Annotated in this window: 17 protein-coding genes, 1 tRNA gene and 1 pseudogene; 14 read left to right on the top strand and 5 right to left on the bottom strand. The window is 64.4% G+C overall.

The window, feature by feature from the left end; genetic code table 11:
- Window positions 1-6 precede the first annotated feature (6 nt).
- The 4 genes from ACFE77_RS03915 (at window position 7) to ACFE77_RS03900 (ending at window position 6154) form a co-directional block, all read left to right on the top strand.
- Window positions 7-1479, top strand: a complete 1473-nt coding sequence (locus ACFE77_RS03915) for a flavin-containing monooxygenase (protein ID WP_375420318.1) — start codon at window positions 7-9, stop codon at window positions 1477-1479.
- 427 nt (window positions 1480-1906) lie between these two features.
- On the top strand, window positions 1907-3232 hold the full coding sequence (locus ACFE77_RS03910) for an EAL domain-containing protein (RefSeq protein ID WP_375420317.1): 1326 nt from the start codon (window positions 1907-1909) through the stop codon (window positions 3230-3232).
- Between the two features lie 137 nt (window positions 3233-3369).
- Window positions 3370-5703: an ATP-binding protein gene (locus ACFE77_RS03905; RefSeq protein WP_375420316.1), complete on the top strand. Its 2334-nt coding sequence runs from the start codon at window positions 3370-3372 to the stop codon at window positions 5701-5703.
- Between the two features lie 61 nt (window positions 5704-5764).
- Complete coding sequence (locus tag ACFE77_RS03900) at window positions 5765-6154, top strand: response regulator (protein WP_375420315.1); 390 nt, start codon at window positions 5765-5767, stop codon at window positions 6152-6154.
- 45 nt (window positions 6155-6199) lie between these two features.
- Here ACFE77_RS03900 and ACFE77_RS03895 read toward each other — a convergent pair whose 3' ends face one another.
- Both ACFE77_RS03895 and ACFE77_RS03890 read right to left on the bottom strand, forming a co-directional pair.
- Complete coding sequence (locus ACFE77_RS03895; protein WP_375420314.1) at window positions 6200-7051, bottom strand: DUF4394 domain-containing protein; 852 nt, start codon at window positions 7049-7051, stop codon at window positions 6200-6202.
- Between the two features lie 203 nt (window positions 7052-7254).
- Window positions 7255-8142, bottom strand: coding sequence for a class I SAM-dependent methyltransferase (locus tag ACFE77_RS03890; RefSeq protein ID WP_375420313.1), 888 nt, complete (start codon window positions 8140-8142; stop codon window positions 7255-7257).
- Between the two features lie 3 nt (window positions 8143-8145).
- Here ACFE77_RS03890 and ACFE77_RS03885 point away from each other — a divergent pair, with 3 nt between their 5' ends.
- From ACFE77_RS03885 to ACFE77_RS03865, 5 genes are all read left to right on the top strand, one after another.
- Window positions 8146-8883 carry a double zinc ribbon domain-containing protein gene (locus ACFE77_RS03885; protein ID WP_375420312.1) on the top strand — a complete coding sequence of 246 codons (738 nt, stop codon included), beginning with the start codon at window positions 8146-8148 and terminating at the stop codon, window positions 8881-8883.
- A 31-nt stretch (window positions 8884-8914) separates the two neighbouring features.
- Window positions 8915-9172 carry a glutaredoxin 3 gene (gene grxC, locus ACFE77_RS03880; RefSeq protein ID WP_375420311.1) on the top strand — a complete coding sequence of 86 codons (258 nt, stop codon included), beginning with the start codon at window positions 8915-8917 and terminating at the stop codon, window positions 9170-9172.
- Window positions 9169-9993, top strand: a complete 825-nt coding sequence (locus tag ACFE77_RS03875; RefSeq protein WP_375420310.1) for a carbon-nitrogen hydrolase family protein — start codon at window positions 9169-9171, stop codon at window positions 9991-9993. The genes grxC and ACFE77_RS03875 overlap by 4 nt, the downstream gene beginning before the upstream one ends.
- A complete protein-coding gene (locus ACFE77_RS03870; RefSeq protein ID WP_375420309.1) occupies window positions 9990-10421 on the top strand; it encodes a DUF1178 family protein in 432 nt (143 codons plus the stop codon). Before ACFE77_RS03875 ends, ACFE77_RS03870 begins: the two co-directional genes overlap by 4 nt.
- 301 nt (window positions 10422-10722) lie before the next feature.
- Window positions 10723-10799, top strand: a tRNA-Arg gene (locus tag ACFE77_RS03865).
- A gap of 56 nt (window positions 10800-10855) precedes the next feature.
- Here ACFE77_RS03865 and ACFE77_RS03860 read toward each other — a convergent pair.
- Window positions 10856-11095 (bottom strand): annotated as a pseudogene (locus ACFE77_RS03860) (SWIB/MDM2 domain-containing protein); the annotation flags it as partial.
- 182 nt (window positions 11096-11277) lie between these two features.
- Here ACFE77_RS03860 and ACFE77_RS03855 point away from each other — a divergent pair.
- The gene (locus tag ACFE77_RS03855; RefSeq protein ID WP_375420308.1) at window positions 11278-12384 is read left to right on the top strand and encodes an S-(hydroxymethyl)glutathione dehydrogenase/class III alcohol dehydrogenase; all 1107 of its coding nucleotides are present in this window, start codon (window positions 11278-11280) and stop codon (window positions 12382-12384) included.
- The gene (gene fghA, locus ACFE77_RS03850; protein WP_375420307.1) at window positions 12384-13214 is read left to right on the top strand and encodes an S-formylglutathione hydrolase; all 831 of its coding nucleotides are present in this window, start codon (window positions 12384-12386) and stop codon (window positions 13212-13214) included. Before ACFE77_RS03855 ends, fghA begins: the two co-directional genes overlap by 1 nt.
- A gap of 33 nt (window positions 13215-13247) precedes the next feature.
- Here fghA and ACFE77_RS03845 read toward each other — a convergent pair whose 3' ends face one another.
- On the bottom strand, window positions 13248-16301 hold the full coding sequence (locus ACFE77_RS03845) for a TonB-dependent receptor (protein ID WP_375420306.1): 3054 nt from the start codon (window positions 16299-16301) through the stop codon (window positions 13248-13250).
- A gap of 220 nt (window positions 16302-16521) precedes the next feature.
- Here ACFE77_RS03845 and folE point away from each other — a divergent pair, with 220 nt between their 5' ends.
- The 3 genes from folE to ACFE77_RS03830 are packed head-to-tail and all read left to right on the top strand — an operon-like array spanning window position 16522 to window position 18234.
- Window positions 16522-17148: a GTP cyclohydrolase I FolE gene (gene folE, locus ACFE77_RS03840; RefSeq protein WP_375420305.1), complete on the top strand. Its 627-nt coding sequence runs from the start codon at window positions 16522-16524 to the stop codon at window positions 17146-17148.
- Window positions 17145-17891: an SDR family NAD(P)-dependent oxidoreductase gene (locus ACFE77_RS03835; protein ID WP_375420304.1), complete on the top strand. Its 747-nt coding sequence runs from the start codon at window positions 17145-17147 to the stop codon at window positions 17889-17891. The genes folE and ACFE77_RS03835 overlap by 4 nt, the downstream gene beginning before the upstream one ends.
- Window positions 17884-18234: a dihydroneopterin aldolase gene (locus ACFE77_RS03830; RefSeq protein ID WP_375420303.1), complete on the top strand. Its 351-nt coding sequence runs from the start codon at window positions 17884-17886 to the stop codon at window positions 18232-18234. Before ACFE77_RS03835 ends, ACFE77_RS03830 begins: the two co-directional genes overlap by 8 nt.
- Window positions 18235-18284: 50 nt before the next feature.
- Here ACFE77_RS03830 and leuA read toward each other — a convergent pair whose 3' ends face one another.
- Entirely contained in the window at window positions 18285-19943 is a 1659-nt protein-coding gene (gene leuA / locus ACFE77_RS03825) for a 2-isopropylmalate synthase (RefSeq protein ID WP_375420302.1), read from the bottom strand.
- Between the last annotated feature and the right edge of the window lie 26 nt (window positions 19944-19969).

The raw sequence follows: 19969 nt of genomic DNA, 5'->3' as shown, positions 1-19969 counted from the left end.
ATGACTGTGGTTGAACATCTCGATGTCGTCATCGTGGGTGCGGGTATTTCCGGCATTGGGCAGGGCTACCATCTCCAGACCCGCTGTCCCGATCGCAGCTACGTGATCCTCGAAGGCCGCGAGGCGATCGGCGGCACCTGGGACCTGTTCCGCTACCCCGGCATCCGGTCCGATTCGGACATGCACACGCTGGGCTTCTCCTTCCACCCTTGGACCGACGCCAAGTCGATCGCCGACGGACCCTCGATCCGCGCCTATGTCGAGGAGACCGCAAAGGCGTACGGCATCGACCGGCACATCCGCTTCGGCCACCACGTCAAATCCGCCGCCTGGTCTACCGAGGAAGCGCGCTGGCATGTCGAGGGGACGGGCGCGGACGGCGCGCCGGTCGCTTTCACGTGCAACTTCCTGTGCATGTGCTCGGGCTATTACAATTACGCCAAGGGACATTCGCCCGACTTCACCGGCAGCGACACCTTCGCCGGCACGATCGTGCACCCGCAATTCTGGCCCGCGGACCTTGACTATGCGGACAAGCGCGTCGTCGTGATCGGCAGCGGCGCGACCGCGGTGACGCTGGTGCCCGAGATGGCCAAGCAGGCGGCGCACGTGACGATGCTCCAGCGATCGCCGACCTACGTCGTCTCGCGGCCTGGCGAGGATAAGATCGCCAACTGGCTACGCACCAAGCTGCCGAGCAAGGCGGCCTACGGCGTCACGCGGTGGAAGAACGTGCTGTTCGGGATGTTCTTCTACCGCACCGCGCGACGCAAACCTGAACAAACCAAGCAGCGGCTGCTGGGCATGGTGCGCGAGCATCTCGGCCCCGACTACGACATCGCGACCCACTTCACCCCGCGCTACAATCCGTGGGACCAGCGGATGTGCCTGGTGCCTGACGCGGACCTGTTCCAAGCAATCAAGACCAAGCGCGCCGGTGTCGCGACCGGCACGATCGAGCGCTTCACGCCGTGCGGCATCCTGCTGACGTCCGGCGAGGAGATCGCGGCTGACGTGATCGTCACCGCCACCGGGCTGGAGATGCAGTTGATGAGCGACGTCCGCTTCAGCATCGACGGCGCGCCGGTCGATCTGTCCAAGGCGCTGCAATATAAGGGCATGATGTATTCGGACGTACCGAACCTCGCCTACACCTTCGGCTACACCAATGCGTCATGGACGTTGAAAGCGGATCTCGTCGCCAAATATGTCGCGCGATTGCTCAACACGATGAAGAAGCGCGGTATGCGGCAGGTCACGCCGAGGATCGGCGACGCCGCCATGGAGCCGGAGCCGTTCGTCGACTTCAGTTCGGGCTACATCCAGCGCGCGGCGCACATCCTGCCCAAGCAGGGATCGCGAAAGCCGTGGAAGCTCAACCAGAATTACGCGCTCGATGTGGTGTCGCTGAAGTTCGGCTCGGTCGACGACGACATGGTGTTCAGCAGCCCGGCTCCCCGCGGCAGCATGGCTGCATGATTCAATTCGTTAGGGCAGGGAACCTACCCGGTCGTCGTGCGTCTTCGGTTTACGATCAAGTTGGAGTGGGTAGATCCTCGAGAGGATCATCTGCGGATCGCACCGGAGCGGATCGACGCATCCCCCGGATCGCTGGGTCATGAAGTATCGGCTCGGGAGCCGACCGATATCCGCCTAGGCAGATGTCGGTGTAGATCCCGAGCCGATCGAACGGCTTACCAGGGACGAATGTCGGTCCCGTAGATCAGCGCCAAAATCAACTTCAGCATGGTTTCACTCCCTTATTTGGCATCTCGAGGATGCCGGACCTGCTTAACGCAAAGTTAACGTGGTCACAATGGGCTTACGTGTTTCATGCGTGCCGATGAGGGCCGGTAAAAACCAAGCTTAAGGATATCTTTAGCGATGCAACCTAGTCGTTCGCATCATGATCGAGGCTGCCCGCATCGCCAGTCGGACCGGAGGCACCGGGCAAGACGACAAAGTCTTCCCGGAGCGGAAGTTGATTCAGGACAGCCGGGCTTTCCTATTTCACCTGCTTATCGAGATCGCCAATTTCACGGCGCTGCGACGCCATATCGGTTTGCCGCGTGCAGAAATGCTCCCGTTAGACCTTGCGCAGCGAGCAACGGCCGCATTGCCCGGCGTCGATATAGCGCCAGTCGGTAGGGCTTCCCTCGGCCTTTGGTTCTACGGCAGTGAGCGACGCGACCTCGAGCGCGTTGAACGATCAGTGCGCGCCCTGTTCGCGGCCCCGATCGACTTGGACGGCGAACAGCATCGCGTCGAGTTGATCGTCGGTGGCGCCTTCGCGTCGTCTCACGGGGCCGATGAGGTGCGGATCGCGGAAGATGCCGAAGCCGCGTTGTCCAACGCACGCGATGCGCATAACGGCGCTGCGGCGGGCGTGAGATCATGCGAGGCAACCGATGCTCGCGCGTTGGCTCGTGAGCTGGATCGGGCGATCGGCAATGACGAATTGCTGCTGATGTATCAGCCAAAGATCCATGTCCGTCGTCAAGAAATCGGCAGCGCCGAAGGGCTGATGCGGTGGCGGCATCCAACCCGTGGACTAATTCTGCCTGGCGACTTCATCCCGGTCGCCGAAGAGTCGCAGCTTATCGGGCGAATGACCCTATGGGCGATCCGTCGCGCGATTGCGGACCAGCGCACATTGGCGGCTCGCTCGCACGATCTGCGGCTGTTCATCAACATCTCGGGTCAATTGCTCGCGGACACGGCGTTCGTGCGCGAAGCTTGCGACCTCGTTGCTAACAGCGACACAAAGCTTGGCTTCGAGATCACGGAAACTTCGGTGATCCGTGATCCCGAGAGCGCCATCGCCAATCTACAGATATTCGCCGACTACGGCATCATCATCGCGATCGACGATTACGGTGCAGGGTTGTCCTCGCTGGCCTATTTGAAACAGCTGCCGGCGCGCGAACTGAAGATCGACAAGCTGTTCATCACCAAGTTGACGAGTTCCAACCGAGACCCGTTGATCGTGCGATCGACGATCGATCTTGCCCACGCGTTGGAAATGGAGGTTGTGGCAGAGGGTGTCGAGACTCATGCGGCGCTGGCCCTGCTGACGGTGATGGGCTGCGACATGGTACAAGGTTTTCTGATCAGCCGACCGATCGCGCTAGATGCGTTGATCTCCTATCTCGATGAAGGTCGGCACCAGGCGGCGCCGATCGATGCGCGACCGTCGCTGACGGAACTTGCGCGCAACTGGAAGCGTGGCTGACCGTGCAGCGCGCGTCGCGGGCTGGTGGCTTTTGCGTGCTGCTCGCGATAGCCTCGCCTTTGCTCGCAGTGGCGCCAATCACCCAAACCGCGGCCGCCGAACGCGTCGATGATCTGATCGCAACAGCAACCGCTGCAATGCTCCCAGATCCGGGGGCGGCGGTCGATCGGGCGCTCGAGGCGGAGCGGCTTGCGCAGACGCTGCCACGATCGAACAAGCGCGACGTCTTGGAGGCGACCGCGCAGTGGTTGCGCGGCGAAGCGAACATCCGTCTCGATCGGCTCGCGGCAGCACGGCCGGTGATCACGCGCGCGCTCGCGACCGCAGCACGCATCGCGCCCCGCACGAGACTTCATGCCGACTTGCTGTTGTCGAGCGGCGGCATCAACACTGTTTCGGGCGATGTCGGCCAGGCCTTGGCGGATTATCAAGCCGCTCACAGCATCTACGTGCAATTGGGTGAAGTGCGCAGTCAGTCCAAGGCACTGCAATTCATCGGCTCGTTGTATGGCAGCGGCAACGACTATGCCAACGCGCTGAAATATTATGATCAGGCGCTCGCGGCCTATCGCGGCGATCCGAACCTGCTCCTGTCGCTCTACAACAACCGTGGCAATGCTTATAAGGAACTGGGGCGGTTTGATGCGGCGGAAGCCCAGTATCGCGAAGCGTTGCTGCTCGCGCAGCGCATGGACAGCCCGTTGCTCCGGATGCTCATACTGAGCAACATCGCCGAGGGCTGGCTCGGTGCCAAGCGTCTTGATCTCGCGGCACGCGCGATCTTGCAAGCTGGGTCCATCGCCGCTGTGGGGTCGGACATGGCAGGCCTTCGGATGAAGCTCATGGCGCTATCGGCACAGCTCGCCTTGCAGCGACACGATTACGCCCGTGCAACGTCCCTGATCGACAGGCGATTTGCGCAGCAAAATTTGGCGAAAACGACGCTGACCGATCGCGAAGCTCATCGCACGGCATACCAAGTCTATTCTTCCACCGATCGCAGCGATCTCGCTCTGCCGCATCTGGCCGCGCTGAAACGTATCGACGACGAAGCGACAAAACTGGCGCGGTCGACCAATGCGGCATTGATGGGGGCGCGGTTCGATTTCGCCAACCAGGAGCTGAAGATCGCCAAGCTGCGGCAGGACGAGTTGCAGCGGAACGTCGCGTTCGAGCGTGCCAGCGCGCAAACGCAGCGGTACATGTTCCTCGGTGCTGCGATCGCGACGATGATCGTCATCGCGATGCTGATCTTCGCGCTTTTCACCAGCCGTCGTAGCCGCGCCACTGTGCAGGCGGCGAACGCCGATCTTGCGGTGACCAACGATGCTCTGGGCAAGGCGCTTGCCGCTAAGACGGAATTCCTGGCGACGACCAGCCACGAGATCCGCACGCCGCTGAACGGCATATTGGGGATGACCCAGGTGATGCTCGCGGACGCGACCTTGCCCGCGCCTACGCGCGACCGGATCAGCGTCGTGCATGGCGCTGGTGTGACGATGCGCGCGCTGGTGGACGACATCCTCGACGTGGCGAAGATGGAAACGGGTAACCTGACGATCGAGACGGCACCGTTCGATCTCCGCGCGACCGTCGCGGAGTCGACGCGGTTGTGGGACGATCAGGCTGCCGCCAAGGGGCTCGCCTTCGTGCGCCGGCTCGACGACTGCCCGACGATGATCGAGGGCGATTCGGCGCGGCTGCGGCAGATCGTCTTCAACCTGCTGTCGAACGCACTGAAGTTCACCGCCGCGGGCGAGGTGTCGCTGACGATCGCGCCGCATGGTGTCGACCGCTACCGCATCCTGGTCGCGGACAGCGGGATCGGGATCCCGGCGGAAAAGTGCGAGGAGATCTTCGAGTCGTTTCGTCAGGCCGATGCCGGCACCACACGGCAGTTCGGCGGAACCGGGCTCGGTCTGTCGATCTGCCGCAATCTGGGGCGGGCAATGGGCGGCGACGTCACGGTCGACAGCGTCGCGGACGTGGGGACGACCTTCATCGTCGATCTCCCGCTGGTCCATGCCGTGGCGGGAATCGGCAGCGTGGCTAGCGATGACGACTCGCCCAGCGTGTTGATCGTCGATCGCAACCCGATCACGCGTGCGATGCTGAAGACCTTGCTGATGCCCCGCGGGGGAAAGATCGAGCTGGCGGGCACGGCCGAGGAAGCGCTCGCCGCGCTCGGGCGCACGGTCATCGCGCAGATCCTGATCGACGACGGCGTGGTTCGTGGCAGCGGCGATCACCTGGTCGATTTGCGAAGGATCAGCGAAGCGGCTGCGGTGCAAGGCGCGACGGTGTCGCTGCTATGGCCGGTGACCGCCGCGAGTGAACGAACCGAATTGCTTGCGACGGGTGTTGCGCAGGTGATCGCCAAGCCGATCAAGGGCGCCGCGCTCGTTCAGGCAATGTTCTGCAAATCGCCCGATCCTTTGGTCGATGTGCTACTTGTGCCACAGGCAGCATGAAGCGTAGACGATCGTCTATGCGACCCCATCCTCCACATCCGTGCCTGCTGCGATCCCGGGCATGAACGTCCTCTTCATCGAAGACGATCGGATGAACCGCCGCGTCGTCAAGGACATGCTCGACGTTGCTGGCGCAACCATGGAAGAGGCGGAGAACGCCGAAGAGGGCCTTAAAGCGCTCGATTCGCACGATTATGATATGCTCTTGGTAGATCTGCGGATGCCCGGCATGGACGGGATCACCGCGATCCAGCACATCCGCGCGCGGGGCGACGCGAAGGCGTCGGTGCCGATCATCGTGATCACCGCCGATACCGCGGTCGACCTGCGCGAGCGCTGCCTGGCTGCCGGCGCCGACGAGGTGTTGTTCAAGCCGGTCGCGATGGACGCGCTGTTCGACGCGATGGGCCGGATCCTCGCGCGTGACGATGACGGCCTGATCATCGGCTAGACGAAAGCCTCGGCGACACCGATCGGTGCCGCCGAGGCTTTCGCGTCAGGCGTAGACGACTCGCGTCGCGCGGCGGCGATACCGCGTGGCGGCGGCAATCATGCCGAAACCGGCGAGCATCATCGCCCAGGTCGTGGGTTCCGGCACCGCGCTGATCGCGATCCCGAACAATGCGCGATCGGTGTTGCCGATCGCGGTGAGCGCGCCGGTGTCGAGGTTGACGCCATACAGGGTGCTGCCGTTGAACGCGAAGGCGTTGCCGCCCGCGATATCGAAGCTGGTCCGCGAACCCAGGTTCACACCCGTCGCACCGACAGTGGTGAGGGTCCCCGCACTGTTCGCCTGCCGCGTGAGCACGTCCGCCGCGGTGTCGATCGCGTATAGCTGCGTCGTTCCTGCGGCCTGCCCGAAGCGTGAGCTGGTATATGCGTCTGCCGTTATATCGGCGTTCTTGCCGCCGTTGGCATCGCCGGGAGCGTAGGCCACCGGGGTGGTGGGCGCCGCAAGCATGTTGGTTTCCGGATTATAGACGTAGTTCTCGTTCGAGTCGCTCACGATGCGCAGACGATCGATAGTCGGATTGAAATCGAAACCGAACGCGGTGCCGTTGATCATCAATGGTCCGCTCACCGCGGTGGCGACACCCGTCATCGTGTTGATCGTGTAGACGATCCGGTCGGTACCGAGGCCGTACAGGACGTTGTTGCGCGGGCGGAAGTCGAGCGCCTGCAAGCTGTTGGATAGCCCCGTGATCCCGATCTCAGAAACGACTGTGCCGGGCGCGGAACTGTCGAAGGAAATGAGATTGTTAATCTCGTCTACGCCGAAGACGGTCGCCGCATTGGCATTCGTCGACAGCAACAAGGCGGACATACCGCCCAACAGCAGCTTGTTCATGGATCATTCTCCCGATGTTGTGATGTGCGGGGTCGAACGCAACGCCAGCCATCGGGCTGCAAATAGGGTTAACCGGAGGCAATTTGTCAACACAAAGTCAGCGTGAGTCCCTGTTTGTCACACGACGATGCGACAATATATTTATACTTCGCGCTGCATCTTTATTGTCGACTACCCGTAAGACTTACTTGCGTACGATTAGTCTACGATCGGGAGTCGCGCGCTCCTCCGAGCGCCTGCGCCAGCGACGATGTCGCGCTGCCGCGTTTCGCCGGCTGGGGCTGTGACGCGTCGGGCGCCCAGCCGGTCAGGAATACGATGTCGATCCGTTCGTGGGTACGGCCGTCGACATCCGCTGCCGCGGCGAAGCTGGCAGCGGCGGCGCCCAGCGTGCCGCGGGTCAATGGAGAGCGGGCCCGGAGCAGGTTCGTCGCCGCCATACCGCGGAGATCGTCGAGCATCGTGCCGAGGCTGCCATAGTCGACTTCGATGGTCTCGACATCCGCGACCGGCAACGCGAACCCGGCGCGCACGAGCAGGTCACCCGCCGACCGGACATCGATCTGCGGATGCAGGCGCGCGGCGGGGCGCTCGCCTTCTACTGCACGGAACGCGGCGCGCAGTGTGGGCAGACTCCCGCCGCCGACTAAGGCACCGAGGAAAAGGCCGTCGGGGCGGAGGACCCGGCGCGCCAGCGTCAGCGCGCCCGGAAGATCGTTGACCTGGTCGAGCACGCCCGCACTAATAACGCAGTCGAAGCTCGCGTCGGCGAACGGAAGGCGATCCTCGTCGGCCTGGACGCCGCCGGCGGCGCGCGCGAACGCTAACCCCGCATCTACCCGGGCGACTCGTGCGCCGGCGGGCGCGAAGCTCGTGTCGAAGCAGCCGAGATCGAGCATGTCGGTAAAGTCGCGTTTCACGGTGTCCAGCCGCTCCGCGATACCGTCGAGCATCGCCGCTCTGATGAAGTCGAAGCCAGCATAGTCGGGCTGGGCGCGGTCGCGGCGACGGCGGCGGGCGACACGATCGAAGATGTCGGAGATTTCAGGCACCTCGCCCTTGTGCCGCGCGCAGCCGACAGCGACAAGCATGCGATGAGCGATCGCGCGATCTCGGCGGCAAATTGGGTGCGCCGCGCCGTGTCGCTTGCGTTGCCGCCGCGCTGCCCGGGATGTGGCGTGTCGGTTGGCGACGATCATCAATTCTGTGCAGCCTGTTGGCAGGGGCTGCGATTTCTTGGACCGCCTTGGTGTGCGGGCTGCAATCTGCCGTTCGCCTATGATCGCGGCGCAGCGCGGTGCGCGTCGTGCCTCGCGGAGCCCCCGGGCCACGCAGGCGTGCGGGCGGCGGTCGCTTACGGCGATGTCGCGCGCCGGCTGGCGTTACGGCTGAAATACGCCGGCAAGACCAGTGGTGCGGAGACGATGGCGCGGCTGATACAGCGCGTCGTGCCCGCCGGGATCGCCACGCTGGTGCCGGTACCGCTCAACCGCTGGCGGCTGTGGTCGCGCGGGTACAATCAGGCGACGCTGATCGCGACAGCACTGGGTGCGCGGACCGCGATCCCGGTCGAACGCGATGCCCTGGTGCGTCACCGCCGGACGCCAGTCCTGCGCGGGTTGAGCGGCAGTCAGCGCAGTCGGGCGGTGCGCGGTGCCTTCCAGGTTACCGATCGCGCGCTGATCGCGGGGCGTACTATCGGGCTTGTCGACGATATCTATACCAGCGGCGCGACTGCCGCTGCGTGTACCCGCACGCTGCTGGCGGCGGGTGCAGCGTCGGTGACGATCCTGTGCTGGGCGCGGGTGCTGCCGGAGACCGGCGGCGATTGACAATCGCGCGACCAGTCCACACTTCAAACTGATGGCTAAAGTTGAAATCTATACCAAAGCGTTCTGCCCCTATTGCTCGCGAGCGATGAAGCTGCTCGCCTCCAAGGGCGTGGAGCCCGAAGAATATGACATCACCATGGGCGGCGACAAACGCCGCGAGATGATCGAGCGTGCGGGTGGTCGATCCACCGTGCCGCAGGTGTTCGTCGACGGGAAGCATATCGGCGGCTCCGACGATCTCGCGGCGCTCGACGCGCGCGGGGGGCTGGATCCTTTGCTGGCGGCATGAAGCTCGCGCTGCTGCAGATGACGAGCGGGATCGATCCCGCTCGTAATGCGGCGACGCTGGTGGACGCGGTGCGGTCGGCGAAGCGCGACGGTGCGAGCATGCTGTTCACGCCCGAGATGTCCGGACTGATCGATCGCGACCGGGAGCGTGGCGGCCGCTTGATCGTCGCCGAGGAGGCGGATCCGGTGCTTGCCGCAGTGCGCGCGGCGGCGGCCGCCGAGCAACTTTGGGTGCATATCGGCTCGCTGGCGATCCGGCGCGAGGACGGGAAGTTCGCGAACCGTGGCTTCGTGATCGACCATCGCGGCGCAATCCGGGCGCGGTATGACAAGCTGCATCTGTTCGACGTCGACCTGCCGACGGGGGAACGCTGGCGCGAGAGTGCGGCCTACACGGCAGGGGAGCGCACGGTCGTCGCGACGACGCCGGTGGGGCGTCTGGGACTGTCGATCTGTTACGACCTTCGGTTCGCCGGTCTATACGCGGCGCTCAGCGGCGCGGGCGCGACCGTGATGGCGATCCCCGCGGCGTTCACCCGGCCGACGGGCGACGCGCATTGGCACGTGTTGTTGCGCGCGCGGGCGATCGAGAGCGGCGCCTTCGTCGTCGCAGCGGCGCAGACCGGGGTGCACGAGGACGGCCGCACGACCTATGGCCACTCGCTGGTCGTCGACCCGTGGGGCGACGTGTTGCTAGACATGGGCGAAACGCCCGGCCTCGGCTATGTGGACGTTGGTTTCGCGCGGATCGCCGATGTGCGGGGTCGGATTCCGGTGATCGACCACCGGCGCCCGATCCCACCGGTCGAGCAGGCGCCGTGATCGTCTTCGACCTGCGGTGCGGCAACGGCCATGTGTTCGAGGCGTGGTTCGGATCGAGCGACGCCTATGCCGATCAACGTGCAGCGGGGCATGTCGCCTGTCCCCTGTGTAGCACGACCGAGGTGGACAAGGCGCTGATGGCCCCGAGCATTCCCACCAAGGGCAACCGCCGCCCGGACGCGCCGACGCCCGCGGCGGTGAAAGCGGTACTCGCCAAGCTCGCCAGCGATCAGGCGAAGGCGCTGGAAAGCTCGGAGTGGGTCGGCGGCACCTTCGCTAAGCGGGCGCGGGCGATGCATCACGGCGACGAACCCGACGCGCCGATCCACGGCCAGGCCACGGTCGCGGAAGCGAAAGCGCTGGTCGAGGAGGGCGTGCCGATCGCCCCGCTGCCGCTACCGGTGGTGCCGCCGGAGACGGCGAATTGAAGGGGCCGGTAGCTCGTACCGCCGCCAGCTCAGCGTCCTTGGGACCTTGCTAATCTTACTGTTCTCCCGCGCAGGCGGGAGTCCAGGGTTACGATCAACGTCGATTGTTGTCTTGCTTGGTCCTGGGTCCCCGCCTGCGCGGGGACACGAAAAGGCATTTGCTGGTCGGGTCGCGGTTCGCAGAAGTCCCGCTTAGTTGGGTGTCACGGATACCGGGACGCTAAGTGATGCTGCCATGACGGTCTAGCCCAGACCTGCCTTGTTGACCCTCGCCCGGCCGCCGCGTAATCGCTCGAACGGCGCCCCCGTAGCTCAGCAGGATAGAGCGACGGTTTCCTAAACCGCAGGTCGGAGGTTCGAGTCCTCTCGGGGGCACCAGCGCCTGTGCGCGGGCCCCCGATGGACGTCCGTCGTGATGCCTTTACGTGCTGCGAGATGTACTTGTTCATCTCGAACATCGTGCACTTGTCGCGACCGAAAACCTTCTTCAGCTTCTCGTCGGCGAGGATCTCGCGCTTGTTCTCCGGATTCTGAAGCTTGTTCGACTTGATATAGTCCCAAACCTTGCTGATCACCTGGCTGCGCGGCAGCTTCTCGTTGCCGACGATCGCGCCGAGCTCCGGAGAGGGCTGGACCGGGGCATGAATCCCGCCGGTCTTGATAGTGGTAGCCATCGCATTCCTTCCTGTTCGCGTCCGATCCTGTGCCGGACGTTCCAAGTCACGCTGGTTGTGAGCGCGCCAGCCTTGTGCGCTGCGTTTCACCACTTGTCACTCTCTACGATAGGAGGGGCGAAGGGCCGGTTGCAAGGGCATGTGCGGGCTGGGTACAGGGGACGCGACCGAGGAGACCTGCCATGAAGACCCGCGCTGCCGTTGCGTTCGAAGCCAAGCGCCCGCTCGAGATCGTCGAACTGGATCTGGAGGGGCCCAAAGCGGGCGAGGTGCTGGTCGAGATCATGGCGACGGGCATCTGCCATACCGACGCTTATACGCTCGACGGGCTCGACAGCGAAGGCCTGTTCCCGAGCGTGCTGGGGCATGAGGGGGCCGGGATCGTCCGCGAGGTCGGCGCCGGCGTGACCTCGGTCAGCGCCGGCGATCACGTGATCCCGCTCTACACTCCCGAATGTCGGCAATGTAAGTCGTGCCTCAGCCAGAAGACCAATCTGTGCACCGCGATCCGCGCGACGCAGGGCAAGGGGTTGATGCCCGACGGAACGTCGCGGTTCAGCTACAAGGGGGAGACGATCTTCCACTATATGGGCTGTTCGACCTTCTCGAACTTCACCGTGCTACCGGAGATCGCGGTAGCGAAGATCCGCATCGACGCGCCGTTCGACACCAGCTGCTATATCGGCTGCGGGGTCACCACCGGGGTAGGCGCGGTGGTCAACACCGCCAAGGTCGAAGTCGGCGCGACGGTGATCGTGTTCGGGCTTGGCGGGATCGGGCTCAACGTCATCCAGGGTGCGCGGCTTGCCGGTGCGGCGCGGATCGTCGGGGTCGACATCAACCCCGATCGCGAGGAGTGGGGCCGGCGCTTCGGGATGACCGACTTCGTCAACCCGAAGGATGTCGGCGACGTCGTCGCGCACCTCGTCGCGCTTACCGATGGCGGCGGCGACTACACCTTCGATTGTACGGGCAACACCACCGTGATGCGCCAGGCGCTGGAGGCATGCCACCGCGGCTGGGGTGAGAGCATCGTGATCGGCGTTGCCGAGGCGGGCAAGGAGATCAGCACGCGCCCGTTCCAGCTGGTCACCGGGCGAGTATGGAAGGGCACCGCGTTCGGCGGCGCGCGCGGGCGGACCGACGTACCCACGATCGTCGACTGGTACATGAATGGTCGGATCGAGATCGACCCGATGATCACCCACCGGTTGACGCTGGAGGAGATCAACAAGGGCTTCGACCTGATGCACGCGGGCGAGAGCATCCGCAGCGTGGTGATCTTCTGATGGAGACGGTGAGCACCACGAAGGCGCATGGCGGCGTGCAGGGGGTCTACCGGCACGACTCCGTCGCGACGGGTACGCCGATGACCTTCTCGGTGTTCGTGCCCGCCCACACGCCCGGCGCGCGGCTGCCGGTGCTCTGGTATCTGTCGGGGCTGACCTGCACCCATGCCAACGTCACCGACAAGGGAGAGTATCGCGCCGCCTGTGCCGAGCGGGGAATCGTCTTCGTCGCGCCCGATACCAGCCCGCGAGGCGAGGGCGTGCCGGACGACAATGCATGGGATTTCGGGCAGGGCGCGGGCTTCTACGTCGACGCCACCGAGGAGCCGTGGCGCGCGAACTTTCGGATGCGGTCCTATGTCGAGGACGAGCTGCCACAGCTGATCGCGGCTGGGTTCCCGGTAGACATGGCGCGGCAGGGGATCACCGGCCATTCGATGGGCGGGCATGGCGCGCTGACGGTAGCCCTGCGCGACCCTCCGCGGTTCAAGAGTGTATCGGCGTTCGCACCGATTGTGTCGCCGCTACGCTGCCCGTGGGGCGACAAGGCGCTCGGCGGCTATCTGGGCGCCGACCGGGCGGCGTGGCGCGCGTATGACGCGTGTGCGCTGATCGAGGACGGCGCGCGCGTAGGGGAGCTGCTGGTCGACCAGGGGGACGCCGATCCTTTCCTGGCGGAGCAGCTCAAGCCCGAACTGCTGGCCGATGCGTGCGCGTCGGCGGGCATCCCGCTGACGCTGCGGATGCAGCCGGGGTACGATCACGGCTATTCGTTCGTGTCGACCTTCCTCGCCAATCATGTCGCGTGGCATGCCGACCGGCTGGGGTAGCAACGGGCTCTCCCGGAGGAGAGCCCGTGCGGATCAGAACTTGAAACCCGCCGCGAGGCCGTAGCGGCGCGGTTCGATGGTGAAGACGTTGGTGAACAGGCCCGACGACTGGTCGGTCACGTATTGCCCCGTGATCGCATCGTTGCTGGTCAGGTTTGACACGAACGCGCGTGCATAGAAGCGCTCGTCGGGACCGTTGATCTGGAGCTGAGCGTTGACGATCTCATAGCCCTGTACCCGGTCGATCGTGTCGTTGAAGATCGATGCGGTGAAGCCGCCGGTGTAGTTGAGGTCGGCGCGCGGGACGATCGTCCAGCCGCTCGCGCCGACATCGACGGTATATTGCGCACCGACCGACGCCTTGTAGGTCGGCGCCTGCGGGAGGCGATTGTTGCGGATGTTCACTTCGACGCCCGACCCGAGCACGGAGATGCCGCCAAAGGCCGCGCCGACCGCGGTCGCCTGCGCGGCGAGGGCGGAGCAGATGCCGAATGCGCCGGTGGTGTTGGTGCCGGCGACCGGAGTCGGTGCACGTAAGCCGACTGCGCCATTGATCGCGCCGACGAAGGCGTTGGCGCCCGCCGCATTGCCCGCCGTGGTCGGCACGACGGCGCAGTTCGATGCGTTGGTGATGTCCTTGATGATGACGGTGTCCGAGCGGCCGCCTGAGGGGTCGCGCGGGTTGGCGAGGAACTTGTCCGCCGACACCTTGGTCTTGAGGTAGCTCGCGTTCATGTTGACGACGAAAGCTGGGATCGGGCTGATGATCGATTCCAGTTCGACGCCGTAGATGTTGGCATTGACGTTGTCGTTGACCGCGGTCCGGGCGACGATCCGGCTGAGCTGGAGGCCCTGATACTTATAGTAGAAGCCGGTGACGTTGAGGCGGAAGGTGCCGTTGCCGAACGTGTTCTTCGAGCCGATTTCGAAGGAGTCGACCTTCTCGGGCGAGAAGGTGGTCGGAACCGAGAACACCGACGACAGCGGCGGGTTGATGCCACCCGATTTATAGCCTCGCGAGTAGGACGCGTAGAGCAGCTTGTTCGACGATATTTTGAAGTCGAGCACCGCGCGCCCGGTGATCCGGTCGAAGCCGACCGAACCTTCGGCGAATTCCTGATTGCCCGAGGTATTGGCGTCGTAGTCGAGCCCGGAATAGCCGATCGCCTGATTGATGTTGGTCGAGCCATAGGGAACGACGGTGGCGAGGCCGTTCGCATCCTGCAGGTAGGTGGTGCGGGCGCGGACGAACTTCTTGTCGTTGTTGTAGCGGATGCCTGCGGTGAACTTCATCCGATCGTTGACGTCGAAATAGGTCTCGCCGAACGCGCCGTAGGACTTCAGCCGGTAGAAATCGGTATTGTTGCGATAGAAGGGCGAGCCGCGGAAGGTGTTGGGATAGGTCGTGGCCCCCGCCGCACGGGCGCCGATCGTCTGCGCCGCGCCGAGCAGCCCCGCCGCATAATCCAGCCCGAAGGCATTGACGTAGTAGCTGTTGTTGTAGGTCCGCTTGTCGACATAGATGCCGCCGATCAGGAAGTTGAACGGGCCATCGAAGCTGCTGTCGATGTGGCCCTCGAGCGCATATTGCTTGTTGGTCTCGCTCGATTCATCGAAGTCGAGGCTGGTCGGGAAGCAGCCGATGGTGTTGCCGCCATACACGCCGACATTGTTCGGATCGGTGTCTGACTGGCAGATGCCGCCGGCGGGGCCATTGGGGATCAGAGTATTGCGGACCGCGGCGATCGGGCCGGGTATCAGCGGACCGATCGGGCCGAACGTGGCGGCGGCCTGACCCGGGGTGAGGTTGGCGACGGTGTTGAGGAACACCAAGCCGGGGTTGTTGGCATAGCTGTTCTCGACCGCGAGATTATAGTCGGAGCGGGACGTGACGACGTTGCGCGTATAGCCGCCGGTCAGGTTGAGCGACACCGGGCCGAAATCGTGGAAGAGCTTGCTCATATATTGCTCTTCTTCGGCGAAGTAGGTCGGGCGGAAGTCGACGTTTACGGTGCGGTTGTCGGCCGGGTTGACGACGCCGGTATAGGTGTCTGCGCCGTAGACGCTTTGCAGGCCGAAATTCCGAAAGACCGGCCCCAGCGCGCCGAGTGCGATGCCCAGGAACTCACGCGACGACTGCACGCCCGCGAGTGTCGAATTGCCGTTGGTATGTTCATAGTCGAGCCGGTCGGGCGAACAGCCGAGCACGCCCGTCGCGTCGCGGTTGCACAGCTGCTTCTGGATACGGCTGCGGTTGTCGTCCTCGTGGAAGTAATAGGCCATTAGATCGAGCCGCGTATCGCTGGTCGGCTCGTACGACACGGTGCCGCGGATCGCGTACAGATCGCGATCGTCGATGCGCGAATTGTCAAACAGGTTCTTCGTGAACCCGTCACGCTTCAGATAAGTCCCCGCAACTCGCACCCCGAACTTGTCGGTGATCGGCAGGTTAAACATGGCGCGCACGCGCTTCGAGTCGTAATTGCCGTATTCGAACTCGCCGGCGGCATGGATGCCCGACAGATCCGGCTTGGCGGTGATGAAGTTGACTACCCCCGACGTCGCGTTACGACCGAACAAGGTGCCCTGGGGCCCGCGAAGCACCTCGATCCGTTCGAGATCGAAGAACTCGGTCTCGAACAGGCGCGTCGTCAGTAGCGGCATGTCGTTGACGTGGATGCCGGTCGCCTGATCGCAGGTCACGCCAACGCACAGATCGCCGATGCCGCGGATGGTGAAGCTGGACGAGGTAAAGTTGGTCTTGGTGAAGGTGACGTTCGGCAATGTCTGCTGAAGCGCAACCGGGTTGACGATCTGCTGCTTCTCCAGGTTTTCGGCGGTGAAGGCGGACACGGCGATCGGCACATCCTGCAGTCGCTGCGACTGGCGTTGTGCGGTGATGACGATATCGCCGACTCCGGACTGCGCGATCTCCTGCCCCTGCGCCTGACCGGTCACGGCTTCCTGGCCGGGTCCGTTCGTCGGCGCTGTATTTTCGGCCGAGGTCGTGGCACCAGTCTGTGCACTGGCGGGTAGGGCCACGATCATGACGAGTGCGGATGCGGCAAGCAGTTCGAATTTCTTCATGGGCGTCGTCCTCTCCTGACCACGTCGGTCTTTTGCCGATCTGCGGTTGTTCAAACTTCCGGTATGCAGGCTAGGGTCGACAAAATGCCGCCGTCAATTGAATTTTTGTAGGATATCCGCCGGTTTCGGCACATTGCGAGGATAGACCAGTTGCATAATCGAACTTATGTTTTGCTGAGTGGCGGTTGCCGTAACGTCAATGTCTTGGATGGCCGTCGCCATGACTGAGGTTGTCGGCTCACCGAGCGACGGTGACTTGATCGAAGCGTCGCCGGTGGGCGAGGTGCCCACGGATGTCGCCGAGGCGATCCGCACCCTGATCCGCTGGGCCGGCGACGACCCGGCGCGCGAAGGGTTGGTGGATACCCCACGTCGTGTCGCCAAGGCCTGGAAGGAGTATTGCGCGGGCTATGGTGACGACCCCGCCAAGCATCTGGAGAGGGTGTTCGAAGAAGTCGGCGGCTACGACGAAATCGTGCTGCTGCGCGATATTCCGTTCCAGTCGCATTGCGAACATCACATGGCGCCGATCATCGGCAAGGCGCACATCGCCTATCTACCGAGCAATTGGGTGGTCGGGATCTCGAAACTGGCCCGCGTGCTCCACGCCTATGCGCGGCGGCTTCAGGTGCAGGAACGGCTGACCGCCGAGGTAGCGAACTGCATCTGGGACAATCTCAAGCCGCTCGGCGTGGCGGTGGTGATCGAGGCGAACCATGCGTGCATGAGCGCACGAGGTGTGCGCACCCCCGGCGTGTCGATGGTGACGAGCCGGATGATGGGCGTGTTCCGGGACGACGAGCGCAGCCGCAAGGAAGTGCTTGCGCTGATGGGGATGAAGGGGTGAGACGAACCGTTCTGGTTACCGGAGGTGGCAAGCGGTTGGGCGCGGCGATCGTGCGGCGGCTGGCGCGCGACGGGCACCGCATGGTGATCCACCAGCATCGGCAGCATGGCGGTGCCGAGCACATCGCTGCGGAGATCGGCGCGGCGACGGTGGTGGGCGATCTTGCCGATCTTGGGGCGATCGGCGCGCTGTTCACCGCGGCGCGCGACGCGGCGGGTGGGCCGATCGATGGCCTCGTCAACAGCGCGTCGGCGTTCGTGTTCGATGAGCCGGCGGCAATCGATCCGGATCTTTATGCTCGGTTGGGCGCGATCAACGGCGGTGCGCCCGCTTTGCTCGCGGGTGCGCTGGCGGCGCAGGATGACATCGAGCATGGGTCGGTCGTGAACATCCTCGACCAGAAGGTCGCCAATCCGAACCCGGACTTCTTCTCGTACAGTTGCGCGAAGATGGCGTTGGCGGGTGCGACGGGGATGTTGGCGCAGGCGTTCGCACCCCGCGTTTCGGTCAACGCCGTATCGCCGGGACTGACGCTGCCGAGCGGCGACCAGACCGAGGAGGAGTTTGCGGCGGTGGCATCGATCAACCTGTTGCGACGGCCCGTTGGCGCGGATGCGGTGAGTGATGCGGTCGCGTACCTGATCGGTTCGCGCGGGGTGAGCGGGCAGAACCTGTTCGTGGATTGCGGACAGCGTTTTCTACCACGTGCTCGCGACGTGATGTTCGAGCGTTCGCATGGTTGAGTTCACCACGATCCTCGACGGGCTCGAGGTAGCGATGCGGATCGGGATTTACTCGCACGAGGTGGAGCCGCAGCGGGTGCGGCTGTCGGTCTGGCTGACGGTCGACTATCCCGAACCGGTCCGCGACGATCGCATCGAAAGCGTGCTGGACTACGACTTCGTGCGCACCGGGATCCTGGCGCTCGCCGACGGGCGGCATTTCGCGTTGCAGGAGACTTTGTGCGAGGCGGTGGCGTCGCTTTGCCTGAGTGATCCGCGGGTTCGCGAGGTGCGGGTGCGGTCGATGAAGGTCGACGTCTATCCGGATGCCGCGATCGGGTGCGAGATCGTGCGGGGGCGGTAGTACCGTGTGCTCCCGCCTTCGCGGGAGCACACGAGGCGAGTGCGCTTTCGTCAGGCGCGGTTGGCGGCGCTGAGTACAGCGCGAACCGAGGCGGTTGCGATGTCGGTGTCGAGCCCTACGCCGAAGATCGTTCGCCCCTCCGCGGTCCGGCATTCGACATAGGCGGCAGCCTGCGCGTCGGCGCCGTGGCCGATCGCGTGTTCGCTGTAGTCGACAACGTCTAACGTCGGGCCGGTGCTGTCGCTGAGTGCGGCGACGACGCCCGAGATCAGGCCGTTGCCACGGCCCGAGATCGACCGCTCCTCACCATCGACCGCCACGCGACCGACGAACAGCCGCTGGCCGGCGCTGCCGCTTTCCTCGTAATCGCGCAGCACGAAGCGGTCGTCGGCACGCGGGAGATAGGTCGCCTCGAACCGCTGCCAGATGTCGGCGGCGTTGAGCTCGCGGCTGGTCTCGTCGGCCATCGCCTGGACGTGGCGGCTGAAATCGGCCTGGAGGCGCTTGGGCAGTTTCAGGCCCTTGTCCTGTTCGATCACCCAGGCGACGCCGCCCTTGCCCGACTGCGAATTAACGCGGATCACCGCCTCATAGCTGCGGCCGAGATCGGCGGGATCAATCGGCAGGTAGGGTACCTCCCAAAATTCGTCGTTGCGCGCGTCCTGCGCGGCGAAGCCCTTCTTGATCGCGTCCTGGTGCGAGCCGGAGAAGGCAGTGAAGACGAGGTCGCCTGCGTATGGCGTGCGCGGGTGGACCGGGAGATTAGTGCAGTAGTTCACGGTCTGCACGACCTCGTCGATGTCCGACAGGTCGAGCCGCGGATCGACGCCTTGCGTGTACATGTTGAGCGCGACGGTCACGAGGTCGCAATTGCCGGTGCGCTCGCCATTGCCGAGCAGGCAGCCCTCGACGCGATCGGCGCCCGCCATCAGCCCGAGTTCGGCGGCGGCGACGCCGGTGCCGCGATCGTTATGGGTGTGCAGCGAGATGACGCAGGCGTCGCGGTTGCGGATGTGGCGGCCGAACCATTCGATCTGGTCGGCATAGACGTTGGGCGTCGCGCACTCGACGGTAGCGGGCAGGTTGAAGATGATCGGTCGGTCGGGCGTGGGCTGGAGCACGTCCATCACCGCCTCGCAGACTTCGACCGAGAAATCGAGTTCGGCGGTGGAGAAGGTCTCCGGGCTGTATTCGAACTGCCAATTCGTGTCCGGGCGCTTGGCGGCTTCGTCGCGGAGGATCTTGGCGCCATCGACCGCGATCTGCTTCACCTCAGCGCGGGACATGCCGAAGACGATCTTGCGCCAGGCGGGCGAGACCGCGTTGTAGAGGTGGACGATCGCGCCGGCGGCACCATCGAGCGAGGCGAAGCTCGTCTCGATCAGGTCGCGGCGGGCCTGGGTGAGCACCTGGATCGCGACGTCATCGGGGATGTTGCCGCCACGGACGAGCCCGGCGATGAAGTCGAAATCGGTCGCGCCAGCGCTGGGGAAGCCGACCTCGATCTCCTTCAGGCCGACCTTCACCAACAGATCGAACAGCCGGGTCTTCTTCTCGGCATCCATCGGATCGATCAGCGCCTGGTTGCCGTCGCGCAGATCGGTGGAAAGCCAGCGCGGCGGTTGCGTGATGGTGCGCGACGGCCATTGGCGATCGGGCAGGTCGATAGGGGGAAAGGGTCGGTATTTGGTCGACGGATCGCGCAGCATGGCCTGTCTTCTCGAAACGGAGCGAG

The organism is uncultured Sphingomonas sp., assembly GCF_964243315.1.
In the GTDB taxonomy this organism is placed as follows: domain Bacteria; phylum Pseudomonadota; class Alphaproteobacteria; order Sphingomonadales; family Sphingomonadaceae; genus Sphingomonas.
This window is presented reverse-complemented; position numbering and strand designations above follow the sequence as displayed.